This is a genomic window from Paraburkholderia sp. RAU2J, from assembly GCF_003634845.1.
Taxonomy (GTDB): Bacteria; Pseudomonadota; Gammaproteobacteria; order Burkholderiales; family Burkholderiaceae; genus Paraburkholderia; species Paraburkholderia fynbosensis.
Genome location: NZ_RBXG01000002.1, coordinates 1,946,917 through 1,971,581 on the forward strand (window position 1 = coordinate 1,946,917; position 24,665 = coordinate 1,971,581).

23 protein-coding genes and 2 pseudogenes are annotated in these 24,665 nt (G+C 64.6%); 10 read left to right on the forward strand and 15 right to left on the reverse strand.

All coding sequences use genetic code 11. The features are described from left to right. Positions 1-109 precede the first annotated feature (109 nt). On the forward strand, positions 110-628 hold the full coding sequence (locus tag B0G69_RS26140) for an SLATT domain-containing protein (RefSeq protein ID WP_121322364.1): 519 nt from the start codon (positions 110-112) through the stop codon (positions 626-628). A 129-nt stretch (positions 629-757) separates the two neighbouring features. Here the strand turns inward: B0G69_RS26140 and B0G69_RS26145 are convergent, their stop codons facing one another. Continuing rightward, positions 758-1,450 (reverse strand): YceH family protein, encoded by a 693-nt coding sequence (locus B0G69_RS26145; RefSeq protein ID WP_121322365.1) that lies wholly within the window; start codon positions 1,448-1,450, stop codon positions 758-760. A 169-nt stretch (positions 1,451-1,619) separates the two neighbouring features. Here B0G69_RS26145 and B0G69_RS26150 point away from each other — a divergent pair. Then, a pseudogene (locus B0G69_RS26150) lies at positions 1,620-1,907 on the forward strand (GNAT family N-acetyltransferase); the annotation flags it as partial. Between the two features lie 33 nt (positions 1,908-1,940). Here B0G69_RS26150 and B0G69_RS26155 read toward each other — a convergent pair. Further along, positions 1,941-2,336 (reverse strand): PaaI family thioesterase, encoded by a 396-nt coding sequence (locus B0G69_RS26155; protein ID WP_121322367.1) that lies wholly within the window; start codon positions 2,334-2,336, stop codon positions 1,941-1,943. A gap of 177 nt (positions 2,337-2,513) precedes the next feature. On the opposite strand from B0G69_RS26155, the gene B0G69_RS26160 reads away from it, so the two are divergent. Further along, positions 2,514-2,807: a BON domain-containing protein gene (locus tag B0G69_RS26160; RefSeq protein ID WP_121322369.1), complete on the forward strand. Its 294-nt coding sequence runs from the start codon at positions 2,514-2,516 to the stop codon at positions 2,805-2,807. A gap of 30 nt (positions 2,808-2,837) precedes the next feature. On the opposite strand, the pseudogene B0G69_RS26165 reads toward B0G69_RS26160, so the two are convergent. Together B0G69_RS26165 and B0G69_RS26170 are read right to left on the reverse strand one after the other, a co-directional pair. Further along, positions 2,838-3,131, reverse strand: a pseudogene (locus B0G69_RS26165) (acetate kinase); the annotation flags it as partial. Positions 3,132-3,143: 12 nt separating this feature from the next. Beyond that, entirely contained in the window at positions 3,144-5,537 is a 2,394-nt protein-coding gene (locus B0G69_RS26170; RefSeq protein WP_121322371.1) for a phosphoketolase family protein, read from the reverse strand. Positions 5,538-5,577: 40 nt separating this feature from the next. Here B0G69_RS26170 and B0G69_RS26175 point away from each other — a divergent pair, with 40 nt between their 5' ends. Continuing rightward, positions 5,578-6,147 (forward strand): hypothetical protein, encoded by a 570-nt coding sequence (locus tag B0G69_RS26175; protein WP_121322373.1) that lies wholly within the window; start codon positions 5,578-5,580, stop codon positions 6,145-6,147. 94 nt (positions 6,148-6,241) lie between these two features. Continuing rightward, a complete protein-coding gene (locus B0G69_RS26180; RefSeq protein ID WP_199731339.1) occupies positions 6,242-6,778 on the forward strand; it encodes an ankyrin repeat domain-containing protein in 537 nt (178 codons plus the stop codon). 114 nt (positions 6,779-6,892) lie between these two features. On the opposite strand, the gene B0G69_RS26185 is transcribed toward B0G69_RS26180, so the two are convergent. From B0G69_RS26185 to B0G69_RS26205, 5 genes are all read right to left on the reverse strand, one after another. Beyond that, positions 6,893-7,585: an HAD family hydrolase gene (locus B0G69_RS26185; RefSeq protein ID WP_121322375.1), complete on the reverse strand. Its 693-nt coding sequence runs from the start codon at positions 7,583-7,585 to the stop codon at positions 6,893-6,895. Positions 7,586-7,656: 71 nt separating this feature from the next. Beyond that, on the reverse strand, positions 7,657-8,697 hold the full coding sequence (gene gnd / locus B0G69_RS26190; protein ID WP_121322377.1) for a phosphogluconate dehydrogenase (NAD(+)-dependent, decarboxylating): 1,041 nt from the start codon (positions 8,695-8,697) through the stop codon (positions 7,657-7,659). A gap of 460 nt (positions 8,698-9,157) precedes the next feature. Beyond that, on the reverse strand, positions 9,158-10,504 hold the full coding sequence (locus B0G69_RS26195) for a sugar efflux transporter (RefSeq protein ID WP_121322379.1): 1,347 nt from the start codon (positions 10,502-10,504) through the stop codon (positions 9,158-9,160). Between the two features lie 193 nt (positions 10,505-10,697). Beyond that, positions 10,698-11,183: a hypothetical protein gene (locus B0G69_RS26200; RefSeq protein WP_121322381.1), complete on the reverse strand. Its 486-nt coding sequence runs from the start codon at positions 11,181-11,183 to the stop codon at positions 10,698-10,700. A gap of 116 nt (positions 11,184-11,299) precedes the next feature. Then, positions 11,300-11,596: a DUF2628 domain-containing protein gene (locus B0G69_RS26205; protein WP_121322383.1), complete on the reverse strand. Its 297-nt coding sequence runs from the start codon at positions 11,594-11,596 to the stop codon at positions 11,300-11,302. Between the two features lie 241 nt (positions 11,597-11,837). On the opposite strand from B0G69_RS26205, the gene B0G69_RS26210 reads away from it, so the two are divergent. Both B0G69_RS26210 and B0G69_RS26215 read left to right on the forward strand, forming a co-directional pair. Beyond that, entirely contained in the window at positions 11,838-12,158 is a 321-nt protein-coding gene (locus B0G69_RS26210; RefSeq protein ID WP_121322385.1) for a thioredoxin family protein, read from the forward strand. Positions 12,159-12,310: 152 nt separating this feature from the next. Then, positions 12,311-12,730: a secondary thiamine-phosphate synthase enzyme YjbQ gene (locus tag B0G69_RS26215; protein WP_121322387.1), complete on the forward strand. Its 420-nt coding sequence runs from the start codon at positions 12,311-12,313 to the stop codon at positions 12,728-12,730. 95 nt (positions 12,731-12,825) lie between these two features. Here the strand turns inward: B0G69_RS26215 and B0G69_RS26220 are convergent, their stop codons facing one another. From B0G69_RS26220 to B0G69_RS26230, 3 genes are all read right to left on the reverse strand, one after another. After that, positions 12,826-13,848: an alpha/beta hydrolase gene (locus tag B0G69_RS26220; RefSeq protein ID WP_121322388.1), complete on the reverse strand. Its 1,023-nt coding sequence runs from the start codon at positions 13,846-13,848 to the stop codon at positions 12,826-12,828. 260 nt (positions 13,849-14,108) lie between these two features. Continuing rightward, positions 14,109-14,408, reverse strand: coding sequence for a hypothetical protein (locus B0G69_RS26225; protein ID WP_121322389.1), 300 nt, complete (start codon positions 14,406-14,408; stop codon positions 14,109-14,111). Between the two features lie 143 nt (positions 14,409-14,551). Beyond that, the gene (locus tag B0G69_RS26230) at positions 14,552-16,696 is read right to left on the reverse strand and encodes an ATP-binding protein (protein ID WP_199731341.1); all 2,145 of its coding nucleotides are present in this window, start codon (positions 16,694-16,696) and stop codon (positions 14,552-14,554) included. A 341-nt stretch (positions 16,697-17,037) separates the two neighbouring features. Between B0G69_RS26230 and B0G69_RS26235 the strand changes: the two genes are divergently transcribed. Continuing rightward, the gene (locus B0G69_RS26235) at positions 17,038-18,639 is read left to right on the forward strand and encodes an FAD-dependent oxidoreductase (RefSeq protein ID WP_121322391.1); all 1,602 of its coding nucleotides are present in this window, start codon (positions 17,038-17,040) and stop codon (positions 18,637-18,639) included. A gap of 21 nt (positions 18,640-18,660) precedes the next feature. Beyond that, the gene (locus tag B0G69_RS26240; protein ID WP_121322393.1) at positions 18,661-18,843 is read left to right on the forward strand and encodes a hypothetical protein; all 183 of its coding nucleotides are present in this window, start codon (positions 18,661-18,663) and stop codon (positions 18,841-18,843) included. Between the two features lie 135 nt (positions 18,844-18,978). On the opposite strand, the gene B0G69_RS26245 is transcribed toward B0G69_RS26240, so the two are convergent. From B0G69_RS26245 to glgX, 3 genes are all read right to left on the reverse strand, one after another. Continuing rightward, positions 18,979-21,003 carry an AI-2E family transporter gene (locus tag B0G69_RS26245; RefSeq protein WP_121322395.1) on the reverse strand — a complete coding sequence of 675 codons (2,025 nt, stop codon included), beginning with the start codon at positions 21,001-21,003 and terminating at the stop codon, positions 18,979-18,981. Positions 21,004-21,262: 259 nt separating this feature from the next. Next, positions 21,263-21,442 carry a DUF2934 domain-containing protein gene (locus tag B0G69_RS26250; RefSeq protein ID WP_121322397.1) on the reverse strand — a complete coding sequence of 60 codons (180 nt, stop codon included), beginning with the start codon at positions 21,440-21,442 and terminating at the stop codon, positions 21,263-21,265. A 167-nt stretch (positions 21,443-21,609) separates the two neighbouring features. Continuing rightward, positions 21,610-23,826 (reverse strand): glycogen debranching protein GlgX, encoded by a 2,217-nt coding sequence (glgX, locus tag B0G69_RS26255; RefSeq protein ID WP_121322399.1) that lies wholly within the window; start codon positions 23,824-23,826, stop codon positions 21,610-21,612. A gap of 317 nt (positions 23,827-24,143) precedes the next feature. Here glgX and B0G69_RS26260 point away from each other — a divergent pair, with 317 nt between their 5' ends. Then, the gene (locus B0G69_RS26260) at positions 24,144-24,548 is read left to right on the forward strand and encodes a PRC-barrel domain-containing protein (RefSeq protein ID WP_199731343.1); all 405 of its coding nucleotides are present in this window, start codon (positions 24,144-24,146) and stop codon (positions 24,546-24,548) included. Positions 24,549-24,665: the final 117 nt, after the last annotated feature.

The following is a 24,665-nucleotide window of genomic DNA, read 5'->3' on the forward strand; positions in this document are numbered from 1 at the left end:
GACCTGCCGCTACGGTTACGCGCGATGTCCGGCTTGATGCTTCGATGTGGCACAGTATCGTCTGGCGCACGCGTAGTGCTTGCGCAGCCGAACCGCCCCGACAAGCACCATGACGACACTGCCCGCCTACGAGCCCCCGGTCGACGAAAACCAGCTTCTGCTGAAATGGATTCGCCGCGCGCGCGAATCCCAGATGAGCCACTACGACATGGCCGATCTGCTATCGGCGCGCGACCGCCAGGTCGGCTGGCTGGTGACAGCCCTGACCGCGTTCGTGGGGACCGCCGTGTTCGCGTCGTTCACGCTGACGGCGGTGTCGATTGAACAGCGGCTCTTCGTTGGGCTCGTGAGCGTCGCGGCCGCCGTCTCCGCCGCGTTGAAACTGTTCCTGCGTTACGCGGAGCGCGCGGAGAAACACCGCGCGGCCGGCGCGCGCTATGGCGCCGTGCGTCGCAGGCTCGAAGCCGTATTCGCCGGCGACGCCGACGCCCGCGACGGCCACTACCTCACCGCGATTCGCGACGAGCTCGACCGGCTTGCCCAGGATTCGCCGAACGTGCCGCCGCGCATCTTTTATCGCACGCAACGCATGCTGTCGACAAACACCCAGCGCAGCCGTGATGCGTGAGCCATCGGTCTTCAGCCATCGCCACTGCGGCGCCTGCATGCCGTACTGACGATCGCTTGCGTCGAACGGCCTACTGCGCGATGGTGGTTTTCCAGAAAGACCACCACGCGGCCACGCTCCAATACTCGCTCAAAGATCGTCGACGCCGATCCCCAACTCCGCCGCCATCCGGCGCACAACTGACTGAAGCCGCCCCACTTCATCGGCGAGGCGCTTCTGCTCGGCCTTGATCGCTTCGAACGCGGACAACGGCACCGTGTCGTCCTCGCCGCCCGGTTGCGCGATCTCGCTTGCGCTCACCTCGCCGCACAGCAGATGCATCCAGCGATGCTCGCGCTCTCCCGGCGTGCGGGCCAGCTTCACGACGCGCGGCGGCTCGTTGCCGGCCAGCTCATCGAGAAACGCCTCGACCGACGAGATGTCGGCAAAGCCATGGAAACGCGCGCTGTTCAGGCGCAATTCGGCTGCCGTCTGCGGGCCGCGCAGCAGCAAGGTGGTCAGCAAGGCCGCCGACTGGCTCGGCAAACCGAGCACGCGATTCATGTTGTGCTCGAAGCGCGGCACGCGGCTGCTGCTGCCTTCCATCACGAGGCTCAAGCGTTTCAGGCCATCGACGGCGGTCAGCACCTCGGCCTCGGTCGCGTTCATCACCGGCGCGCGGCCGGTTTTCTGGTTGCAGCCCAGCGTCAGCGCGTTCAGCGAAAGCGGATAACTGTCCGGCACAGTGTGCTGCTTTTCGACGAGCACGCCGAGCACGCGCCCCTCGAGCAGCGTCAGTTCACGAATCGGGGGGCGGGAGGAAGCGTCGGGAGTGGTGTTCATAGATGATGTTGCGGCATGAGTCGCCGGGTCTCGTGGATGATGCGCGTTACCGTTGCGTAGCGAGGCGGCGCGTTCTGGTTGGTGGCCACTATGATAAACGCCCACGATCGCGAAGGCGCACCAATCTCCGTGATGACGGATGCGCCGCCCGGCGCCGCCCGCGAGCCATTTTGACACGATGCCGAATCAGCGTCACCGCGCGGAGGTGCGCAAGCTGCTGGTCCATCCCGCGTTTCGCCGCCGGGGCATCGCACGGGCGTTGATGACGGAGCTGGAGCGCCATGCGCGGCACTTGCGGCGTAGCCTGCTGACGCTGGACACCCGCACCGGCGACCATGCCGAACCGCTCTATGCCACGCTTGGCTATCAAACCGCCGGCGTGATTCCAGGCTATGCCCAAGCCCCGCACGACGAAGGGCGGCTCGACACCACCACCGTCATGTACAAGGCGCTGTGAATGCGTGCGTGCCGCTTGCGGCAGGCATCGCCATCAGGCCGTCTTCGAATATTTGAAGGTGCCCTGCGCGCTCGCGATCAGCAGCTTGCCGTCTACCCACGCTTCGCCGCGCGAAAAGAAAATCGAGCGGCCCTGGCGTTCCAGAAAGCCCTTCGCCGTCACCGATTCGCCGAGTCCCTTGTCGAGATAGTTGGTGGTCAGCGACAACGTGAATGCATGCCGAGCCGGTTGTCCCGCCGGCGCATGCAGACCCGCATAGCCCGCCGCCGCATCGAGCAGCGTGGCGATCGCGCCGCCTTGCAGCACGCCCTGACGATTGAGCTTGCTCGCGTCGATCGCCATGACCAGCTCCGCGTAACCGTCGCGCCATTGCGTCAGTCGCACGCCGAGCGATTCGAGAAACGGGTTGTCGATGGGAAAGTCGGACATGGTCGAAGCCTTTGCTGTTCAGGGTGAGGAAGGTGCGGCGGGCGCGCCGGTGATGAGCCGTCAGCATTCAAAGGAGCGGGGTCGGGTCCGGCGCGGCCGTAAGCATTGCCGCCCCGCCTGCAAGATTCCACGCATCTGCTAGTGTTGTTCAATTGCCGTTCATTCCGTGGAGGACCCATGTCATCCGCTCGCGCCGCGAAACGCAAGCTACCTGACGCAGGCTGGGAGACGGGCGAAGGATCCGGCGCCGACGCCCGCCTGAGCGATGCGCAAATCGCCGTGGAAGCAACCCGGCGCCTGGCCTGGGACTCGGCCGTCCCTGAACATAGCGTCAAGGTGAAAGTCTCACGTGGCCGCATCACGCTGCACGGCGAGCTGCAACTGCAGCAAAAAACCGCCGCGCTGGAAGACGTGGCGCGCCTGTTCGGCGTGACAGGCGTGTTGGATCATACCGTCGTCAAAGCGAAATAAAGCGGACTAAACGGCAATGGCCTCAGCCGCGAGCCGATGCCCGAGCGCCGCCGGCTGCGCATGATGCTGTTGCGCCAGCGCCTGCGAGAGCTTGCGCAACGCATCGGTTTGCGACTCCAGCACGTGCTCCTGCTGCACCAGCACGCCGCCGTCGGGCGATCCGATCCGCAAGCTGCCGTCGCTGCGGCCGATCCCTTCGGCGCTGCCCTCCAGCGGCAGGGATTCATCGTCGTCCGCGTGTGCGAACAGCCCGAACTTCAGCGACGACGAGCCGCTGTTGAGCACCAGAATCGTTTGCTCCGCCGCAGCGTCCTCGGTGTGCATCGTCGCCCTCGCTCAGCTCTTCCAGGTCCAGTTGCGGATCTCTTCCTTGTCGATACCCTCGGCATGCGCATACGCGAGATGCTCGATGACCTGCCCGCGCAGCCATTCCTTTGCATGATCGCCGACGCCGCGCAAGGCCGGCACGCGATCGATCACGTCGATCGCGAGCGAGAAGCGATCGACCTGGTTGACGATCGCCAGTTCGAGCGGCGTGTTGATGTTGCCTTTCTCGTGATAGCCGTGCACATGCAGATTCTCGTGATTCGCGCGGTTATAGGTGAGCTTGTGCACGAGCGACGCATACGAATGGAAGTTGAAGATCACCGGCTTGCTGGTGGTGAACAACGAATCGAAATCACGGTCGGACAGTCCGTGGGGATGCGCACGCTCGGGCATCAAGCGGAACAGATCGACCACGTTGACGAAGCGGATCTTCAGCGCGGCGAAGCGCTCCTTCAGAATCTGCACGGCGGCGAGCGCTTCCATCGTCGCGATGTCGCCCGCGCAGGCGATCACCACGTCCGGCTCGACACCCTGATCGGTCGACGCCCAGTCCCAGATGCCGATGCCCTTCGTGCAATGCGTGACGGCCGCGTCCATGTCGAGATACTGCAGATGCGGCTGCTTGTCGGACACGATCACGTTGACGTAATCGCGCGAGCGCAGGCAATGATCGGCCACGCTCAACAGGCAGTTGCCATCCGGCGGCAGATAGATGCGCACCACGTCCGGGCTTTTATTGGTAACGACATCGAGAAAGCCTGGGTCCTGATGCGTGAAGCCGTTGTGATCCTGACGCCAGACGAGCGACGTGATCAGCAGGTTAATCGACGGCACCGGCTGGCGCCAGCCCAGCTCGCGCTTGGCTTTCTCCAGCCACTTCGCGTGCTGGTTGAACATCGAGTCGATCACGTGGACGAACGCCTCGTAGGTCGCGAACAGGCCGTGCCGGCCGGTCAGCACGTAGCCTTCGAACCAGCCTTCGAGCGTGTGTTCGCTGAGCATTTCCATCACGCGGCCGTCGGGTGACAGCTCGCCGCCGTCCGCGTCACCGGGTTCGGTGTCGGCAAGCCAGGTTTTCGGCGACGCCTCATAGACCGCGTTGAGCTTGTTGCTCGCGGTTTCGTCGGGACCGAACAGGCGGAAGTTCGTCATGTTCTTGCGCATCACGTCGCACAGAAACTTGCCCAGCACGCCAGTCGGCGACGTGTACGAAGCGGCCGGCTTTTTCACCGTTACGGCGTAGTCGCGAAACGGCGGCATGTCGAGCGCCTTGCACAGCAAGCCGCCGTTCGCATGCGGATTCGCGCTGATGCGGCGTGCGCCCTCGGGCGCGAGTTCGCGCAGTTCGTCGACCAGACGGCCGCCCGCGTCGAACAGCGACTCGGGCCCATAGCTGCGCAGCCAGCCCTCGACCAGTTTCAGACTCTTGCCATTGGTGACCGGATCGAGCACCGGCACCTGATGCGCGCGCCACGAGCCTTCCACCTTGTGACCGTCGACTTCCTTCGGGCCGGTCCAGCCTTTCGGCGAGCGCAGCACGATCATCGGCCAGCGCGGCCGCGTCACGTCGCGATTCGCGCGCGCATGCTGCTGGATCGCGCGAATTTCGCCGATGCACTGTTCGAGCGTGGCAGCCATCTGCTGATGCATCACGTTGGGATCGTCGCCTTCGACGAAATACGGCTTGTGCCCGTAGCCGATCAGCAGCGCTTCGAGTTCCTCGCGGGGAATCCGCGCGAGGATGGTCGGATTGGCGATCTTGTAGCCGTTCAGATGCAGCACCGGCAGCACCGCGCCGTCGCGGATCGGGTTGAGGAATTTGTTCGAATGCCATGAGGTGGCGAGCGGCCCAGTTTCCGCCTCGCCGTCGCCGATCATCACGGTGACGATCAGCTCGGGGTTGTCGAACGCGGCGCCGTAGCCATGCGACAGGCTGTAGCCGAGTTCGCCGCCTTCGTGAATCGAGCCCGGCGTCTCCGGCGTGCAATGCGAACCGATGCCGCCGGGAAACGAGAACTGCCGGAAGAAGCGCCGCATGCCGGCCTCGTCTTCGCTGCGGTCCGGATAGATTTCCGAGTAGTGGCCTTCGAGGTAACAGTGCGCAAGACTCGCCGGCGCGCCATGTCCGGGGCCGGACAGATAGATCACGTCCAGATCGAGCTTGCGGATCAGCCGGTTCAGATGCACGAGCACGAAGCTCTGGCCCGGGTCCGAGCCCCAGTGGCCGAGCAGCCGGTTCTTGATGTGTTCGGGTTTCAGCGGTTCGCGCAGCAGTGGATTGTCGCGCAGATAGATCATGCCCACCGACAGATAATTGCACGCGCGCCAATAGCGATCCATCTTGCGCAGCGTGTCGGGGTCCAGCGTTTGGGACGGAGCGGGATGCGAGCTTGCTTCAACCATGGCGTCACTCCTTGAAAAGGACTGTCAGGCAGGTTAGCGGGTGCTGCAGTGGGTGCTCGTGATGAGGCGTCGTTATGCCGATGGCGTCGATGGCGTCGATGGCGTCGATGCCGTCGATGCCGTCGGAAAGGCCCGTGAAAGCGACGGCGAGGCCGCTGCATCATGCGCGGCGCAAGTGGCGTGGGCCGCTCTGCGCAACTGCATCAGGCGGAATTCACGGCTCTTTCCCGAGTGTCGCCCGCGCTCGTCACGCGAGTGTGACAGACGGCGCGCGCCATGGTTCGACGTTTTCGCGCAATGCGCCGCAAGCGCCGGTGGAGAGATGCGCGAACGCCGTGTTGCGCTAGACTCCGAACACGTCCCGATCGAACCCGGCGAGCTGACTGAACTGGCGCGTTCGTTCGACACCACCCGAACCGAATGCGCAGCGGCGGCAAGCGTCTTGCACGTCCCGCCGCCCTCATCTTTGACGAATACGACCGCCATGTCCAAACGCAGCCCCGCCAAAGTGCTCGTGACCCTTGTCCTGTCGATCGTGTTGCTGAGCGCGGGACTGGCTGTCCTGATCGGCCTGTTCGGCGTCCTGGTCAAGCTGTTCGGCGCCGGCTAGCGCACCGCCGGGCGGGCATCCGCGGGACAAAATGTGTATCCTGATGCTGTCCTGGCGCCGCCGCGGCGCCCTCATCGACAGCAAGGAGATTTCATTGACGGACCCCGCCAATACCGCCCCGCCGTCCCGGGCGCAGATCGATCCCGACCTGCTCGCACTTGCCCAGCAGGTCTTCGACCTCGCGCGGCGCGGTGATGCATCGATGCTCGCCGCAGTGCTCGAAAAAGGCGTGCCGCCCAATCTGCGTAACGACAAGGGCGACAGTCTCGTGATGCTCGCGAGCTACCACGGTCACGTGGATGCGGTGCGCGTGCTGCTCGAACGCGGCGCCGATCCGAATCTGCGCAACGATAACGGCCAAACGCCGATCGCGGGTGCCGCGTTCAAGGGCTTCGACAAGGTGATCGAGACGTTGCTCGCGCACGGCGCGGACGTCGAGGGCGCGTCGCCGGACGGCCGCACCGCGTTGATGGTGGCCACGATGTTCAATCGCACCGCGATCGTGGACTTGCTGATTGCGCACGGCGCGAACCCGAATGCTCACGATGCGAACGGGGTGACGGCCAGCGACGCAGCCGCGCGCATGGGAGCCGGCGATGCGCAGGCGCGCTTGAAGGCGTTGGGCGCCTGACGCGCTGCGTTCTGCGCGTCTGCGCGTCTGCGTGTCGGTTTGCCTCTCGGTCTGCGTGCGCGCCGCCCGCAGGTTCCTGTATCTGCTGGCGGGGCTCGCGCTCCGCCCAACCGCCTACCCCTGCGCGCCCATCAACGCATCGACGTCGAAATCGGCCAGCTCACCAATCCGCTCGATGCTCACATCGGCGGGCGGATTGCTTGCAATCTCCTTCGGATCGAAAGCATAGTGCCCCTGGCGTGGAAAGACCGTTGTCAGCGTTCCGCCCCAGGCCTTCTTCATGGCCGTGAGAATCCGCAGCTTGTCGTCGACCATCACGTAGTGGCGCGCCGGGTAGCATTCCATCACCTGATCGAGCATCAACTCCTTGTGGATGTATATGAGCACGCGTCCCTCGACTTCGTCCCACAAGCCCGAACGCGCAATCTTGCGCGGCTGGAACACGACGTCGCCGTCGGAGAGAATCACCGTGGGCCCGCGCGTGCCCAGATGCCGTAGCGCATCCAGCGCGCCCGGATACAGCCGGTTCGCAAACGGATACTCGATCAGGAAAGACGCCATCAACAGCAGTCGCGTGTCGCGCGAATGCTCCAGCCGGTAACGCTGCAGCGCGCCCAGGTAATCGGCATAGCCCAGCTCCGCGCGCAGGTCCTCGAAGATCTCCCAGTAGCGCGTGCTGTTCTCCGCGCCGAACTCCCGGGTCATGTGCGCGCGCAAATCCGCCAACACGTGATCGTTGTCGAGCAGGGTGTTGTCGCAGTCGAACAGAAACACGACGTCGTGCGGCGTGGAGGGAGTGGCTGGCATCGCGGGGTCCTTGGCTGAAAGTGGGAGCGCTTCGGTAAGGATTGCAGTGAGCTCTTCGGTGGGCGGCCCGTTCAGCCCTTTGGCGCACTGCCCGGCTCCGCCGTTTTTTCGACGTGGCCGCCGAAATCGTGCCGCATCGCCGATAGCACGCGGTTCGCGAAGTCCGCTTCGCCGCGCGAACTGAAGCGCGCGAACAACGCCGCGCTGAGCACCGGCGTGGGCACGCCTTCGTCGATCGCAGCCGCCACCGTCCAGCGGCCCTCACCCGAATCGGAGACGCGGCCGGTGTAGTTCTGCAGATCGGCGTCGCCGACGAGCGATCCCGCGATCAGGTCGAGCAGCCACGAGCCGATCACGCTGCCGCGCCGCCAGACTTCGGTGACCTCGGCGAGATTCAGATCATATTGGTACAGCTCGGGACGGCGCAGCGGCGAGGTTTCCGCGTCGGCTTCGCGCGCGTGCTTGCCGGCGTCGGCGTGGCGCAGAATGTTCAGGCCTTCCGCATAGGCGGCCATGATTCCGTATTCGATGCCGTTGTGGACCATCTTCACGAAGTGCCCCGCGCCTTGCGGTCCGCAATGCAGGAAGCCCTGGTCGGCAGTGCTCCCGCTCGTCGCGGTGCGGCCCGGGGTGGGCGGCGCCGCGGCGGCGCCCGGCGCGAGCGTCGCGAAAATCGGTTCGAGCCGCTTCACGACCTCAGGCTCGCCGCCGATCATCAGGCAGTAGCCACGCTCGCGGCCCGCGACGCCGCCGCTCGTCCCGACGTCCACATAGTGAAGCTGGCGTGCGCCGAGTTCGTTGGCGCGGCGGATGTCGTCGTGATAGTAGGAGTTGCCGCCGTCGATCACGACGTCGCCGGGTTCCAGCAAGGGCACGAGTTTTTCGAGCGTGGCGTCGACCACGGCGGCCGGCACCATCAGCCACACGGCGCGCGGCTTCTCGAGTTGCGCGACGAGGTCCTGCAGCGACGCCGCGCCCGCCACGCCTTCCTGCTTCAGCCGGTCCACCGCCGCGGACTGCACGTCGTAGGCGATGCATTGCTGACCGCCTTTGGTCAGGCGTCGCACCATGTCGGCGCCCATGCGCCCTAATCCAATCATGCCTAGCTGCATATCTCGCTCCGGAAGGTGGCTCGTTGCACTGCCCGATGTCGGTTCGGCGTGTTGCGGCGATGCGGTTGTTGCGCCGGGTGTTATGCCGGTGGCGGCTCTGGTTGTTGCTTCGTCGTTGCCGGGTTGTTGCCTGGTTGTTGCCTGGTTGTTGACTCGGTGATGAACTCAACGGCGAACTCAGTCGCGAATTCAGCGGTGAAGCAGGCGGCATAGTATGGCCCGCGCAAACCACTTTAGTCGCGTCGATGCAAGAATGCAGGACACACCGTAGCCGTCTGGTTCATTCCGGCACGCGCAGCGCGCATCGCCGCGCGCGTCAAAAGACGATACGCCTCTTTGCAGAGACATGGCGTGACGTAAAGTTCCTGGCGTGTGTGTTATGCACGTATATATGCCTGGCGGTGCCTGGCGGCCACATATGCGGCTGCCGATGTGCCGCATCGCGCTCGCGTGCTTCACCTCACTCGCCACGCGCCGTCACCCGTTGACGCCGCTTCGCCTGCAGCTTGGCATACTGCTCGCGCGCGAAGCGCTTCAGCGCACGCCACATCAACGGATACCGATACCCGGGCACCGCGAACAGCACCAAGGCGCACAGCGCCAGCAAGCCACAAAACAGAAACGTGCCGCGATAGCTGAACGCCTGCACCAGCAGGCCCGACAACACGCCCGACAGAATCGAGCCGACCCGCGCCGCGTTGAAGAACAGCGCGGTGGCGCGCCCGGGCGAGTGCGGCATCAGATCCTGCACATAGGTCATGCCGAGACACGACGTCACGGCGACGACGAACGCATTGAGCATCTGCATCGGGATCAGCACGTTGACGCTGCCCGCCAGCGACATCCCGACGAAATACACCGCGTGCACCGCCGCGCACGCGGCGAGCCAGTTCGGCTTGTGCAGCGCCGACGACTTCGCGCCGAGCGCAAGCATCATCGGAATTTCCATCAGCGCGCCGAGGCCGAGCATCACCGATACGTCCAGATGCGAGCCGTTCAGGCCATGCACGATGTAGAGCGGCAGCACGATCATCGTCGCGTTCGCGGCGAGGCCGAGCAGCGTGAGCGCGGCCACCGCGCGGCCGATGTCGTTGGCCGATGCGACGCCGGGCAGGTCTTCGTGCGCGTCTTCGCCCGGCGCGGTCAGCGGCGGCACCGTGATCGACGCCGACGGCTCGGACGCGGTGTCCTCCACCGTGTGGTCGCCCAGATGACCTTGCGGCTCGCGCATCCGCCAGACGATGAACGCGCAGGTCGCGAAGCTCGCCGCCGCGAACAGAAAGAGTCCATAAAAGCTGGTGGCCGCGAGCACCAATGCGCCCACCGATGGCCCGAACACCCACGCCGCCGACAGGATGGTCCGCAACGTCGCGCTCGCGAACACGCGCTCGCCGGAGTCCGGCACCGGCAGCGCCGCGCGGCTGAACGCGAACACCATCGAGATGGCCGAGCCGCCCGCGCCGATGAAGACGATGCCGACCAGCAGCAGCAGCCGGTAATCGCGCACCACGCACAGGCACAGATAGCCGAGCGCGGCGGCCACCAGCGCCGCCAGCAGCAAAGGCCGATGCTGTCCGCTCTTATCGGTCCAACGGCCGGCGAGCGTGCTGGCGAGCACCCCGCTCGCGGCGATCAGCGTCATGAAGACGCCGAGCCTGAACGGCGTCATGCCGGCGCGCTCGACGCCGAACAGCGATAGATACGGAGCGGTGAACGACATCGCCACACCGAGCATGAGGGTGGCGGCGGCCAGCGGCTTGAAGCCAGGGATACGCAGCAGGTCGAAAAAACGCGAAGTTTTCAACACGAGGGCGGTGGGTCAGATGGAGCGAGCCGGGTCGGCGCAACGTGCGCCGTAAGTTCGGGGCCGGAACGACCGGGGCATTATCGACCTAGCTCGCGGGCGCGTAAACCCGCAGCGCGCCGTCCCACATGCATGTTGCACCGCGTCGTTAGAACGATGGCGGCGCGTTGACGACCAACTGAGTGCACGCTCGCCGCTACTTGCCGTCGGTTGCGCGCATTTGCTGCGCTTGCGCCTTGTAGTCGTAGGTCGGATAAAACTCGGTGCGATAGCCGCCCCACGCGGTCGACTCGATCGCACGGTTGACTTCGCGCAGCCGGCTCGCGGGCACGCGCAGCGTGACCACCTGGCCGATGCCCATCATTACGTACCACGACACGACTTCGATGCCCGGCGGCGGAAAGGTCTTGAAGAAGCCTTGCGCGCGGAGCTGGTCGTTGATCTTCGGCAGCGGTTTGGATTCGTCGTGGCGCAGGAAGATGGTGAGCAGAAAGGTATCGTCGGCAGCGGATGTCGACGGTGCGGCCGAGGGGCCTGGAGCGCCCGCTATGGCGGGTGTGCCGGATGCGCCGGCCGCAGGCGCGGCGGCGGACTGCGCGCCGCACGCCAACGGCGTGGCGGCGAGCGACACCGCCAGCGCCACGCACAGCGCGCCCCGGCGAAACCTCCTGACGCTTCCCATCGATCTGCTTACGGCGGTTGAAAATGCAACGTGCATGAAAAACCTCCCTGAGGTAATCCGATGAAATCCTTTCGGCGACTCGCTGCGCATCGCGAAGTCATCGCGCCTTCGCCGCCTCATAGCACGACGTAGCCGCGCTTTTCAAGCGTCCAGCGATGCCACCGATTCCCATAAGCGCCACAGGCGACGCCGAACAGAATCGACAGCAGGAGTCCGACCAGGTCAGCCGTTTCGCCCCATAAGCCCATGCCGAACAGGATCAGACTGACGCCCAGCATGACAAAGGCGGCAAACCACATCTTCTTCGATAACGCCCAGATGAAACCCAGCAGACACGCGCCCCAACTGAAGCCGGTCGCGACCGCGACGGTGTCGTCCGTGGCCGGATGTTGCAGATAGATCCTTGCTCCCATTTCCCTTCCCAAACGCGATGACGCGCCGCCTCGTGACGGCGCAGGAAAGATGTTTAACACGTCAACGCGCCACATATGTGAATTCGCGTGCAAACCGCGCGATCGGCCTGGCCGTTGCGGCTCCTGCGCGGCAAGCCGGCCTCGCTGACGATCCCAGGCATTGCTGCTACTCTTGGCGAATCCCCGCGCAAGGACCGCCGCACCGGTCAACGTCCCTGCACTGAACAGCATTGGAGCACGCATGGCAACCCAGACAGCCTATTCATCCAAAGCGCCTTCGCGCGCCGAACTCGACGCGCTGCCGGGCGTCACCGTCGTCGAATTCGGCACCGACTGGTGCGGTTACTGCCAGGGCGCACAGCCATCGATCGTCAAGGCGCTGGCGCCGCATGCCGGCCTCCGTCATTTGAAGATCGAAGATGGTCCCGGACGGCCCCTCGGCCGCTCGTTCAAGGTCAAGCTGTGGCCGACGCTGGTGGTCATGCGTGACGGCGCCGAAGTCGCGCGCGTGGTTCGGCCAACCGGCGCTGCGCAAATCGAGGAGGTATTGACGTCGATTTGAAGCTGCGGGCAGCGTGTGACTGGCGGTCGAGTTTGAGTTCGCGCCCGCTTGTCTGATTCACGTATCTTCAGATTCACGCGCCCGTCACTGCACCGAAGCCGGAGCGCCTCAAGCGCTTCGCACCGCCACACGAACCACCTCGCTCACCCATCATGCGACAAGCGATCCATCATCTGAGCATCAAGGCCCGCACGCGCGGCCTCACCGAGTTCACCGACGAAGCGCGCCGCTTTGTCTCCGGCACAGGCATCCACACCGGGCTGCTGACGCTGTTTTGCCGCCATACGTCAGCGTCGCTGCTGATTCAGGAAAACGCCGACCCTTCGGTGCAGCGCGATCTGGAGCGCTACTTCGCGAGCCTCGCGCCCGAGGACGCCGAGCGTTACGAACACGACGCCGAAGGCCTCGACGACATGCCGGCCCATCTGCGCACGGCGCTTACCCAGGTGCAACTGTCGGTGCCGGTCGAGCACGGACGCATGGTGCTCGGCACATGGCAAGGGCTGTATCTGTTCGAACATCGCCGGCAGACGCAGCATCGTGATGTCGTGCTGCATCTGCTGGGTGAGTGAACCCGCATGAATCGCAGGCCGAAGCGATCGAATCACAATCGCCGGCAATTAGCGGCAATAGCGAGTTGCCGCGTGAAAGCCGGACCTCCCTGCTTCTAGATTGGCGCCCCACCGAACGCCTGCCGCTGCGTCAGCGACACGAACGCCTGCGCGTCCCGCGCCGCCTGCACCACCGCCGCCATCCCGAAGAACTCATGCGTCGCGCCGCGATAGTTGCGGTACTCGACCGCCACGCCCGCGCTGTGCAGTTTCTGCGCGAGCTTCTCGCCATCGGAGCGCAGCGGATCGATGCCCGCGGTCACGATCGCCGTCGGCGGCAGGCCCGACAGATCGGTGCTGACCACATCGATCAGCGGACTCGTCAGATCGCTCTCGCTGTTGATCACGTTACGCACGAACCACAGCATCATCGGCTTGTTCAGCGGCCTTGCGTTGCGATTCTCCTCGTAGGAGATCGATACGATGTTGTTGCTCGCCACCGGATAGATCAGCGCCTGATGAAGCGGCATGCGTGTGCCCGTTTCGCGCGCGCGGATCGACACGTTGATCGCCAGATTGCCGCCCGCGCTCTCGCCCATGACCGCGATCCTGTCCGGCTCGCCGCCGAGACTCGCCGCATTGCCGACCAGCCAGCGCCACGCGGCGAACGCATCGTCGTGCGCGGCCGGCAAGCGGTGCTCGGGCGCCTGACGATAATGCGCGGACACGACGATGGCCTTGCTTTGCGCGGCCATCGCGCGCGGCGTGGCATCGTAGGTATCGAGATCGGCGATCACCCAGCCGCCGCCGTGAAAATAGAGGATCAGCGGAAACGGTCCCGCGCCTTGCGGCGTGTACACGCGCGCCGGATTCGTGCCGACCGCGCCGGGAATCTCGATGTCCGTCGTGCGCACTGCTTCCAGTTCCAGCGACGGCCTCGCGCTATACGCGGGATCGGTCATCAGTTTGCGCACGGCGTCGGCGGGCGTGGGCTGCTGCCTTGCTTCCTCGACCGAACATTCTTCGATCGGCTTCGGTTTGAGGCTCTTGAGCGCGTCGAGCACGGCTTTCATGTCGGGATCGGCGTGACCCGTGGGGTCCAGCCCGACCATACCTTTGATGGTGTCACCGAGTGTCATGGACAAGCTCCTGATGGATAGAACGCACGATCCCATCGGAGGCTTTGAAGGTTGCGCTCGACGCCGTGCATGTGAGCGATTTCAGCAAGCGCTATACCCGTCGAAACATGCCGCAGCGGCGCGGCAACGAGGGTCCGTCAGACCCGGCACCATGCAAACAACCAGCAAAGGCGAAGAGCGCCTCGCACCACGAGCAACGATCAGCCGCAACCGGCCACCGCACCGCCCCTCAGGTAGGCGTCTTCGCCGCGCTGCCGGTTTTACTGCCCCTTCGTGTCGCTGCTGGCATCCGCGCCCGGCATGTTGGTCGAGTCGGTCGCCGGCTTGGTCGTCTTCGAATGCTTCATCTGATGCTTCTTCGAATGCGTGGTGGTGCCGGGCGTCTGCATGTCGCCACCTTCGCGCGTGCTGCCGGCCGTGGTGCCGCCGCTCGGATCGTTGCCCGCCGGGCCGCCACCGCCACCGCCACCGCCACCACCAGCGCCACCTCCTGCCTGGGCCATCGCGAGAGAGGAAGCGGCGAGCATCGTCGAAACGAGTAGTGCGTGTCTGATCTTCATGACTGTTCTCCTGTCCGAAAAGTGAGTGGGCCGCGCCGGTTGCGCCAACCGGATCCGCGGGCCTCGATTTCTTTTCAGCAAGGGCTATGCCGCAAGTCATGAGTCGTTTCGAACATGCCGCGCGCGGCGCGGCGCGCGAGTCCTTACGGTTCGCAAGCCACCAGCGCGTGCAGTTCGTCGATGTTGAACGGCTTCGCCAGAATCGCTACGCCGAGGCGTCGCGCGCGTTCGAGTTCGTCGGCGTAGCCGGTCATCAGCGCGATCCTCTGCGACGGCCACGCGCTGCGGACTTTTTCCGCGAGATCGATGCCGTTCAGTTTGCCGGGCATCTGGATATCGGACAGCACGAGTTCGAAACGCGCGCCGCCGTTCAACACATCGAGCGCCTGATCGGCGGTCGGCTCGTGGCGCACTTCGCAACCGAAGGTCTCCAGCACCGCCGTCACGCCGGCTGCCACGTCCTCGTTGTCTTCCACCAGCAACACGACGCCGGACGGTGTCTGCGCCGGCTGCTGCAGCAGCTCGTCCGCCGTCGCCTTGCGCTCGCGATAACGCGGCAGATAAAGCCGCACCGTGGTGCCGCTGCCCGGCACGCTGTCGATCTTCGCAGTGCCGCCCGCCTGTTCGCACATCGACAGCACCTGCGCGAGACCGAGCCCGGTGCCCGAGCCGCGCAGCTTGGTAGTGAAAAGCGGCTCGAACGCGCGGCGCACGACGGCTTCGGGCATGCCCTCGCCGTCGTCGGAACAGGCGATCACCACGTATTCGCCATCGGGCAGCAAGGTATCGCTGCCGACCAGCCGGTTGTTCTGGCAGCGAATCACGAAGCGGCCGCCGTGTGGCATCGCATCGCGCGCGTTGACGGCCAGGTTCATGATCGCGAATTCGAGGTCGGTCGGATCGGCCAGCACCGGCCACACGTTGTCGACCATGTTCAACGCGAGCTCGACGGTGTCGCCGAGCGCCGCGTCGATCAGCGGCGCAGCGGTAGGCAGCCAGCGTGCGAGGTCGATCGCCTCCTGTTTGAGCGGCTGCTTGCGCGCGACGCTCATCAGGCGCCGCGTCAGCGCTTCGGCGGTGGCGGTGGCGCGCTCCACCGCGAGCACTTCCTTTTCGAGGTTGTTGTAGTGCTTGAGCCGCGCGAGCTCCGTGTTCGCGGAGACCACCATCAGCAGGTTGTTGAAGTCGTGCGCGACGTTGGCGACCAGATTGCCGAGCGCGCCCATGCGTTGCAGTTGACGGCTCGACGCCTCCACGGACAGGCGCATTGCCACTTCGCCTTGCCAGCGTTCCCACGCGCGCCGCTCGCCGGCGAGTTGCCGCAGCGAATAGAACACCAGCAGCCAGATCGCGAAGCAAGGCACAGCCGTGAGCGCCGCGATCAGCACGAAATGCCGGCGCCATGCGCTCGCGATCGACGAGGTCGCATACGCGCTCACCACATAGAGCGGATAGTCGCCGACGCGGCGAAACGCAAGCAGCCGCTCGACGCCATCCACGGTCGAATGCAAACGGACGTGTCCGAACAGCTGCTTGTCGCGCAGCGCCGCGCTGAACGCACTGCGCGAGGTCGGGTTCGCGCCCGCCGGCCACGGCGGATAGCGCACCAGCAGACTGCCGTCCTGGCGATACAGAGCCAGCACGAGCGACGGATCGCCCTCAGTCAGTTCGCGGTAGAAGCGCGAAAAGTACTCGTTACGCAGCGCCACCGACACCGCGCCGATGAACTGCCCGTCCGCGCCCGAGCGGCCGATCATCGTGGTGAACACGTTAGTCTTCGACACCGGCCCGAACATCGGCAGCGAGAAATACGGCTGCGGGCGCATCGCTTTCGCGGTCATGAAATCTTCGCGCTGACTGATCGACATGGCCGGCGCGGGATACGCGAGGCTCGACACCAGCAGGTCGCCCCGCGCGCCGAGCACATAGATCGACGACACCTGCGGAAAGTCGCCGCCGACTTCGCGCAGGCGTTCGTGCAATTCGGCTTCGCGCGCGCGGATCTGCGCGTCGTCCGCGCTGCCGAGCAATTCGACGATGCGCGCAGCCATTTGCCGATTCAGGTCCATCACCTTGACGGCCTGCTCTTCGGTCACGCGCGCGAGCCGGTCGATCATATTGTTCGAATCGGCAATGCGGCGCTGGTAGTCGAAGTAGCCGTAACCCGCGAGGCAGGCCAGCGGAAACACAATCGACACGGCCAGCACGATCAGTAGCATGCGCCGCGTCGCCGCGAAATTGCGTGATGGCATCGGGAAATCGACTGCAACACGTTCCACACGCTGCACGGCACGATCTCCATGAAATTGAAAACAGTCCAAAAGCATAATGACCATGCGCGTCGTACAGGCGTTTTTTCACGCGATCGGCCGCGCAGGTGATCGAGCGCTATGTCCCTTTGTCTGGAATTTACCGCACTTCCGTGCTTCTTCCAAAGCGTGTTGATGGCGCGGCGGGCGTCACTGAGTGAGCGTCGCAGCGGGCACGTGGATTGCTGAACCCCCTGCATCCCACGCATTCGAGGGGATTTCGCAGCGCGGCGCGGCAGGCACTCGCCCGGCTTCGCCTCGCATGCAGACACTCGATGCCCAGCACGTGGGGCCCAACCTGTTCCGGGAGAGACCCGACCATGTCCACGACTGCCCGCCACGTCGCCCAGTTATCGCAACTGCGCGCGGATCGAGCCGAGCGCGTCGAGGTGGATGGCGAGGCCATCCTGCTGGTGCGCGACGGCGACACGGTACACGCGTACGCAGCCGACTGCCCGCACGCGGGCGGTCCGCTCGAACAAGGCGCGCTTTGCAACGGGCGGATCATCTGTCCGTGGCACAAGGCGAGCTTCGATGCCGCCACCGGCAACTTGCTCGAACCGCCCGCGCTCGTCGCGCTCGATCGCTATCCGGTCGCGGTGAGCGGCGACGACGTGATGGTCACGCCGCACAAACTCTCGCAACCGGTACGGCGCGCCGCCGCGCGCGAGCCGCACTACGCAGTAATCGGCGCGGGGGCGGCGGGTGCCGCGGCCTGCGCTGCATTGCGCGAACGCGGCTTCGACGGCCGCATCACGCTGATCGGCGACGAGCCGCATGCGCCGTACGATCGCACCGTGCTGAGCAAGTTCGTACCGTCGTCCGAAATGGCGCCCGCCGATGTGCCGCCGCTTCTCGCACCCGACTGGCTGGAGCAGCACGGCATCGAACGGATCGTCGCGAGGGTTGCGCGCCTCGATGTACCGGCGCGCACGATCCATTTCGAAACCGGCGGATCGCTTACCTACGACACCGCATTGCTCGCCACCGGCAGCGTGCCGAAGCTCCCCGCGATTCCCGGTTGCGAATTGGGCGGCGTGCACGTGCTGCGCAATCTCGACGACGCTGCCGCATTGATCGACGCGCTCGGCGACGACGCGCAACAGCCCCAGGTGGCGATCCTCGGCAGCAGCTTCATCGGCCTCGAAACGGCGTCCGCGTTGCGCAAGCGCGGCACGCGGGTAACCGTGATTTCGCCCGACAAGGTGCCGTTCGCGAAACAGTTCGGCGAGCGCGCAGGCGCGATGTTCCGCACGTTGCACGAAGACAATGGCGTGGTGTTTCATCTCGACGCGAAGGTCGCGTCGCTCGAAGGTGAGGAAGGCAACGTGCATCAGGTGATGCTCGAAGGCGGCGAGCACGTCGCCGCCGACGTGGTGCTGCTGGGCACGGGCGTCGCACCGGCCACCGGCTTTGTCGAGGGCTTGCCGTTGCAAAAGGATGGCGGTGTGATCGTCAATGCGGGCATGCAGGCCGCGCCGGGTCTCTATGCGGCAGGCGATATCGCGGTCTTTTCGTTGCACGAGAATCAGGAGCCGTTGCGTGTCGAACACTGGCGCGTCGCGCAGCAGCACGCGCGGATCGCTGCCGGGAACATGTGCGGCGCGCGCAACGGCTATGCCGGCGTGCCGTATTTCTGGACCTATCACTACGGCAAGCGCTTCGACTATCTTGGCCATGCCAACGAGTGGGACGAGATCGTCGTCGATGGCGAAATGGAGCGTCAGCAATTCGTCGCGTTGTATCTGAAAGACGGCAAGGTGGCCGCCGTGCTCGCTTGCGAACGCGAAGCGCTCACCGCGCGTTTGATCGACGCGATGGGGCGGGAATTGTCGCGTGAAGCCGCGCTTGCGATGATCGCGGCGGAGCATGCGTCGCGCGTCGATGACCGCGATGCCGCGCCACTTCCGGCATTGGATTGATTACCTGAAGGAGAAGCCGTTATGACAGCACATAAGGAAAAGCACCCGCACGCCGACAAGAGCGAAAAGCAGATCGACACAGAGGTCGAGGACAGCTTTCCGGCCAGCGATCCGCCGTCCACCGGCGGCACCACCAAAATCGTTCCTGACAAGGAGGCGGCTGCCAAGGACAAATCGTCGGCAGACAAACCAGCTCGCCGTTGAGACGGTGCGCGTCGGTCTCGACGTAGCGCATCGTCACTGCCCGCCGCCTTCTGTCGGCGGGCATTTTCTTGCGTTTATGCATTTGCGGTTTGGCTTCTTCCGGTCCATGCCGGGCGCGGCGGGCGCAACAGGCCGTCAACCATCGGCCATCACCACCTCCTCTTCCACCACCTTCGCCGCATCGATCCGCCGGCAAGCCGCCAGCACTTCCTGCAACGATGTCGCATAACACGCCGCGCCTATCGCGCTCTGCAGATCGGCGCTCCACTTCTCCGTGTCCTCCGCCGGCCACAAACCGACCACGATCGACACCTTCGGCATGCGCGCGCGAATGCGCCTCACCATATAGCGCAAATGCGAAGGAATGCCATCGATCTGCAAATAGAAAATGCAGACGATCCCCACATCGTCCGCGTCGAGCGTTTCGATCGACGCACGCGATGCGGCCTCGTGCGGCAGCGAACGTGCTGCAAACCCATGCTTGCCCAGCAACTGCAACAGGATCGTCGTCGCCAGCGAATCGAGCGGCCCGCGTCCGGGAATGCACAAGACGCGGCTATTGACGGCGTGACGTGCCGCAGGAGGCTCGTTCGCCGCGCTGCTGTCCGGCGACGTTCGCGCCGTCCCGACAGGGGCAAGCGTGCGCTGCGTTTCAAGCTTCGGCTGCGCCTCCATATCCGAGGGCGCCATCGGTCCCACCGCGCTCCAGTTTTCCTCCACCGCGAGCGGCACCGGCTCGCGGTCTTCGTAGCCGTCCAGACCATCGACCAGATCGTTGATCGTCGCTTCGATCCGCGCCAGTTGCGGCGCGGTCACGCTGCCGCGCATCACGTCGTTCGCCGCGAGCTGCAGGCCCTTGATCGCCACGTCGTCGTAATACGACGACAATGAGCAATCGCGCAGCAACGTCTCGGCTTGCTCGACCGCTTCGTCCGGATCGCCGGCCAGCGCCCGCTGGTAGAAGTTTTCGATGGGCGTCAGCGCCGGCTGGTCGCCGAGCAATACGTCGAGAAACTCCAGACGCCGCACATGCCGGCCGAGCACGAGCAGACACAAGGTGAGCGGCGTCGAGAGAATCAGCCCTATCGGCCCCCAGATCCAGCTCCAGAAAATCGCGGCCACCACGACCGAGAACGGCGACAGCCCCGTGCTGCGTCCGTAGAGCAGCGGCTCGACCACCTGCCCCACCAGTAACTCCACCGTGACGAACAACGCCAGCGACCAGATCGCCATCGCCCAGCCGGGACTCACGGCGGCGGCGAGCGCGGTCGCGAGCGTAGCCGAAATCCAGATGCCGACATACGGCACGAGCCGCAACAACGCGGCGAGAATGCCCCACAGGATCGGACTCGGCACGCCGATCAGAAACAGCCCGCTGCCGATCACCACGCCCACGCCCGCGTTCAGCCCGAGTTGCGACACGAAGTACCGGCTCAAACGCCGCGCGGCCTCGTCCATTACCGTGGTCGTGCGGTGCAGGTCGCGCGAGCCGAACAGACGAATCGCGCGGTCGCGCAGGTCGTCGCGTTGCAGCAGGATCACCACCATCACGACGAAAACGATGAACGCGGTTTCGAGCGGACTGATGGCCGGCGACAGCACGCGCCGCGCGAGTTCGAATGGGGTGGGTACTGGCTCGCGGACTTCGACGGGCACGGCAGCCGGTGCATGAGCGCCGGAGGCGGCCGCCGCGCCGCGCGGCGCAGCGGGCTGCGGCGGTTCGGCGGTCGCGCGTTGCAAAGCCTGACCGGCCGCGCCGGCGATGCGGTCCAGCTTGCCGATCGTTACGCTGTGCACCGTTTCCATCTTGCGTTCGATGGTGGCCTGATAGCGCGGCATGCCGGCGGCGAGATCGGTCAATTGCGTGGCGATCACGGCGGCAAGCATCGCGATGACCGACACCGACATGACGACGGCCGCAAACACGGACGCGACATGGCCGAGCTTTAGCCGGGCCAGCGAATCGACCAGCGGCGCGACGAGAAAGCTGAGCAGAATCGCGAGTGTGATTGGAATCAGCACGGCGCTCGCGAAATACAGGCACGCGACCACGGTGACGCCGACACCGAGCGCGACCAGTCCGTCGATGCCGAATGCGGCGGGCGGCGCCTGTATGCGCGTGGCGGGTCTCGTGCCGCGCGGGTCGGGTAAGTCCTTCATGTGGCGGATCTGTCCGGTTGCGGGGATATTCGATAAGCTCAGGAGTCCGGCGCACGCCGATGGCTTCGCGGCATGCAGGGCGCGGGAGCATCGGCATGACGATTGACTACTGGACTTCGGCGCTTCGTCGGCTGCTTCAATGCCGGCGGTTTCGTGTTTCATGACTCGCGCGCAATGCCCGGAGCGAGCACGTAGTTCCGTTACCGCTTACCTCCCCACGTCCAGTTTTACGCGCCGCATTGTCCCGCTCGTCACATGCCTAGCGTGCGGGGTCTTCGCCAATGGGCCCGCTTTCGATCGGCGGCGCTTCCTTCTCTATCTCGGCGCGTGCCTGCTCCCAATACTCGTCAGGCGTGCCCTTGGGGTCCGTAGCCTGTTGCCACAGATAGTAGGCACGCGTGCGAATCTGTTCCTCTTGAGCGGTTGTTTCGTGTTCCATTTGATCACCCTTGGTTAGACCTCGCGAAGACCGACATCGGCTGTGCCGCGCGCTCATCGCCGTGGCAATTTCGCGCGCAGCCATCAGCGATCGAGCAAGCCCTGTACCTGGCTATACCTGACTATTGCGGCAGCGCGCGCTCGATGCCGGCGCTTCGTCAAAAGTCATCAGGAACTGACGGGCGATTCGCCTTCGTCGGACGTCAGTTGCTCTTCAAGCCGGTCGAACACGCGCTGCGTCGCGCGGCTCGGCGCTTCGAGTGCGAACAGCAGGAGCGAGCGCCCTGTCACCTGGTACGCGTCACCCGCGCTGAACTGCGGCAACTCGGCGCGCACCGGCATGTTGGTGTCGAGCAGACAGGTCCAGGTCGCGCCCTCGGGCACCTCGGGGAGCGTGAAATTGACCACGTCGTGATGCGCGTTCAGCATCAGCAACAGGGTCGCGTCGGAGGCGAGGCGGCGAATGCCGCTCGCCTGCGCCCGTCCGTCGATCACGAGGCCGAAGCAGCGCATCGACGGATCGTCCCATTGTTCGGGCGAAATATCCGTGCCGTCGGGCGAGAGCCAGCGTGCGTCCGTTACGTCCAACGCTTCGTTGTATTCGCCGATCAGAAAGCGCCCGCGCCGCAACACCGGCAGACGGTGACGCAACGTGGTGAGGTTTCTGACGAACTCGGTGAGTGCGCGGCCGTCGTCGTCGATTGCTTCCCAGTCGACCCAGCTGATTTCGTTGTCCTGGCAATACGCATTGTTGTTGCCCCGCTGCGTGCGGCCGAATTCGTCGCCCGCGAGCAGCATCGGCGTGCCTTGCGAGAGCAGCAGCGTGGCTAGCAGATTGCGTTTCTGCCGCTCGCGTTGCTGGCGAATCTCGGGGTCGTCGGTCGGCCCTTCCACGCCCATGTTCCAGGACTTGTTGTCGGAGTGGCCGTCGTTGTTGTCCTCGCCGTTGGCTTCGTTGTGCTTGTCGTTGTATGAGACGAGATCGTTCAGCGTGAAACCGTCGTGCGCGGTGATGAAGTTCACGCTCGCCCATGGACGCCGCCCGCGATGATTAAACTTGTCGCCCGACGCAGTCAGGCGCGTGGCCAGATCGGCGACCTTGCCTTCGTCGCCTTTCCAGTATTCGCGCACGGTGTCGCGAAAGCGGTCGTTCCATTCGGCCCAGCCGGGCGGAAAACCGCCCACCTGGTAGCCGCCAGGGCCGCAATCCCATGGCTCGGCAATCAGCCGCACGCTGGAGAGCACGGGGTCCTGCCGGCAACTGTCGAGAAAGCCGCCGCCTTCGTCGAAGCCGTGCGTTTCGCGGCCCAGAATCGTCGCGAGGTCGAAACGGAAACCGTCGACCTTCATTTCCGTGACCCAGTAGCGCAGGCTGTCGGTCACCATTTGCAGCACGCGGGGATGCGACAGGTTCAGCGTGTTGCCCGTACCCGTGTCGTTGATGTAGTAGCGCGGCTCGTCAGGCATCAGCCGATAGTACGAGGCATTGTCGATGCCCTTGAACGAAATCGTCGGACCACGTTCGTTGCCTTCGGCGGTGTGGTTGTACACGACGTCGAGAATGACTTCCAGATCCGCCTGATGAAAGCGGTCCACCATCTCCTTGAACTCGGCTACCGAGTCGGTCGAGGACGCGAAAAAGCGCGGATCGGCGGCGAAGAAGCCGATCGTGTTGTAGCCCCAGTAGTTGGTGAGGCCTTTGTCGAGCAGATAGCTGTCGTTGACGAAAGTCTGGATCGGCATCAATTCGACCGACGTCACGCCGAGGTTGCGGATGTAGTCGAGCACGACCTGCTGCCCAAGTCCCGCGAAAGTGCCGCGCAGATTCTCGGGCACCTCCGGATGACGTTTCGTCAACCCGCGTACATGGGCTTCATAAAAAATCACCCGCTCCCACGGCAACGCGTTGCGTTCGGGATGGGTCCACGAAAAATTGGCATCGACGACCTTGCACTTTGGCACGAAGGGCGCGCTGTCGCGTTCATCGAACGACAGATCGCCCTCTTCCGAGTCGAGCGTATAGCCGAATATTTCAGGCGCCCATTTGAGTTCGCCGATGTGCGCTTTCGCATACGGGTCCAGCAGCAGCTTGTTCGGATTGAAACGATGACCGTTTTCCGGCTCGTACGGACCATGCACGCGGTAACCGTAGATCGCGCCCGGTTTGAGATTCGGCACGAACACGTGCCAGACCTCGTCGGTGTATTCCGGCAGTTCGATGCGTTCTATTTCGTTCTCGCCGGTTTCATCGAACAGACACAATTCGACCCGCGTGGCGTGCGCCGAGAACAGCGCGAAATTGACGCCGCTTCCGTTCCATGTCGCGCCAAGCGGAAAAGGCGTGCCTTCCGAAATGCGCGTTGAGTAGCTGGCCTGGGTAGACATAGGGGTTCCTGTGGAAGCAAGGGCGCTTGCGCGCATCTTCTAGTGTAGGCAGTGGATGGGACATGCTGGACGTTCGCTTGAGCGGCGCCCGGTCCCGACCTGTCCGTTTCTGCCGACGAACAATCGGCCCGCTGAATTAGCAAAATCCGGACCTGAGGTGATCAACGCGCAGCCTTGGGCGGTGCGGCGGCATGATCGTCAAGCGCGCGGCACAACTCTTGCAGCCTGCAAGCTGAAACTTGACCGGGACTCGTGCGCTGACCCATGGACTCGCAACGGCCACGCGCCACCGTGTCAGACACAACAGGGAGAACATCATGCGCAACTTAACCATCCAACCCTTCGTCGCAACCGCCCTGCTTCTTGCCGCGCTGACGTCAAACGGCAACGCGTATGCACAAGGCGCCCCTCAGGCAATCACGGAGAAACGCACGGACGTGGTCCAGCTCGCGAGCGGTTATCGTGCGTCGAAACTCAGCGGCGCCGACGTGTACAACAGGAACAAGGACACCATCGGCACACTGGACGATCTGATCGTCTCGCCGGGTGGCGATCGCGGCACGTATGCGATTCTGTCCGTGGGTGGTTTTCTCGGCATGGGCAAGCACTTGGTCGCGGTGCCGTTCAATGATCTGAAAATCGAAAACCGCCGCATCGTCTTACCGGATGCGACCAAAAAGTCGCTCGCTGCGCTGCCGGAGTTCAAGTACGCGCCGGAGTAAGCGAGCTTTATTGCATGGCCGGGAAAGCTTCGGGTTTTCGCGCAGAAACGCTTGATGTTGACTCACGGTCCCGCTATATCCAACGGTGACCATCGCGAGGTTGTGCAGACAAGCAGG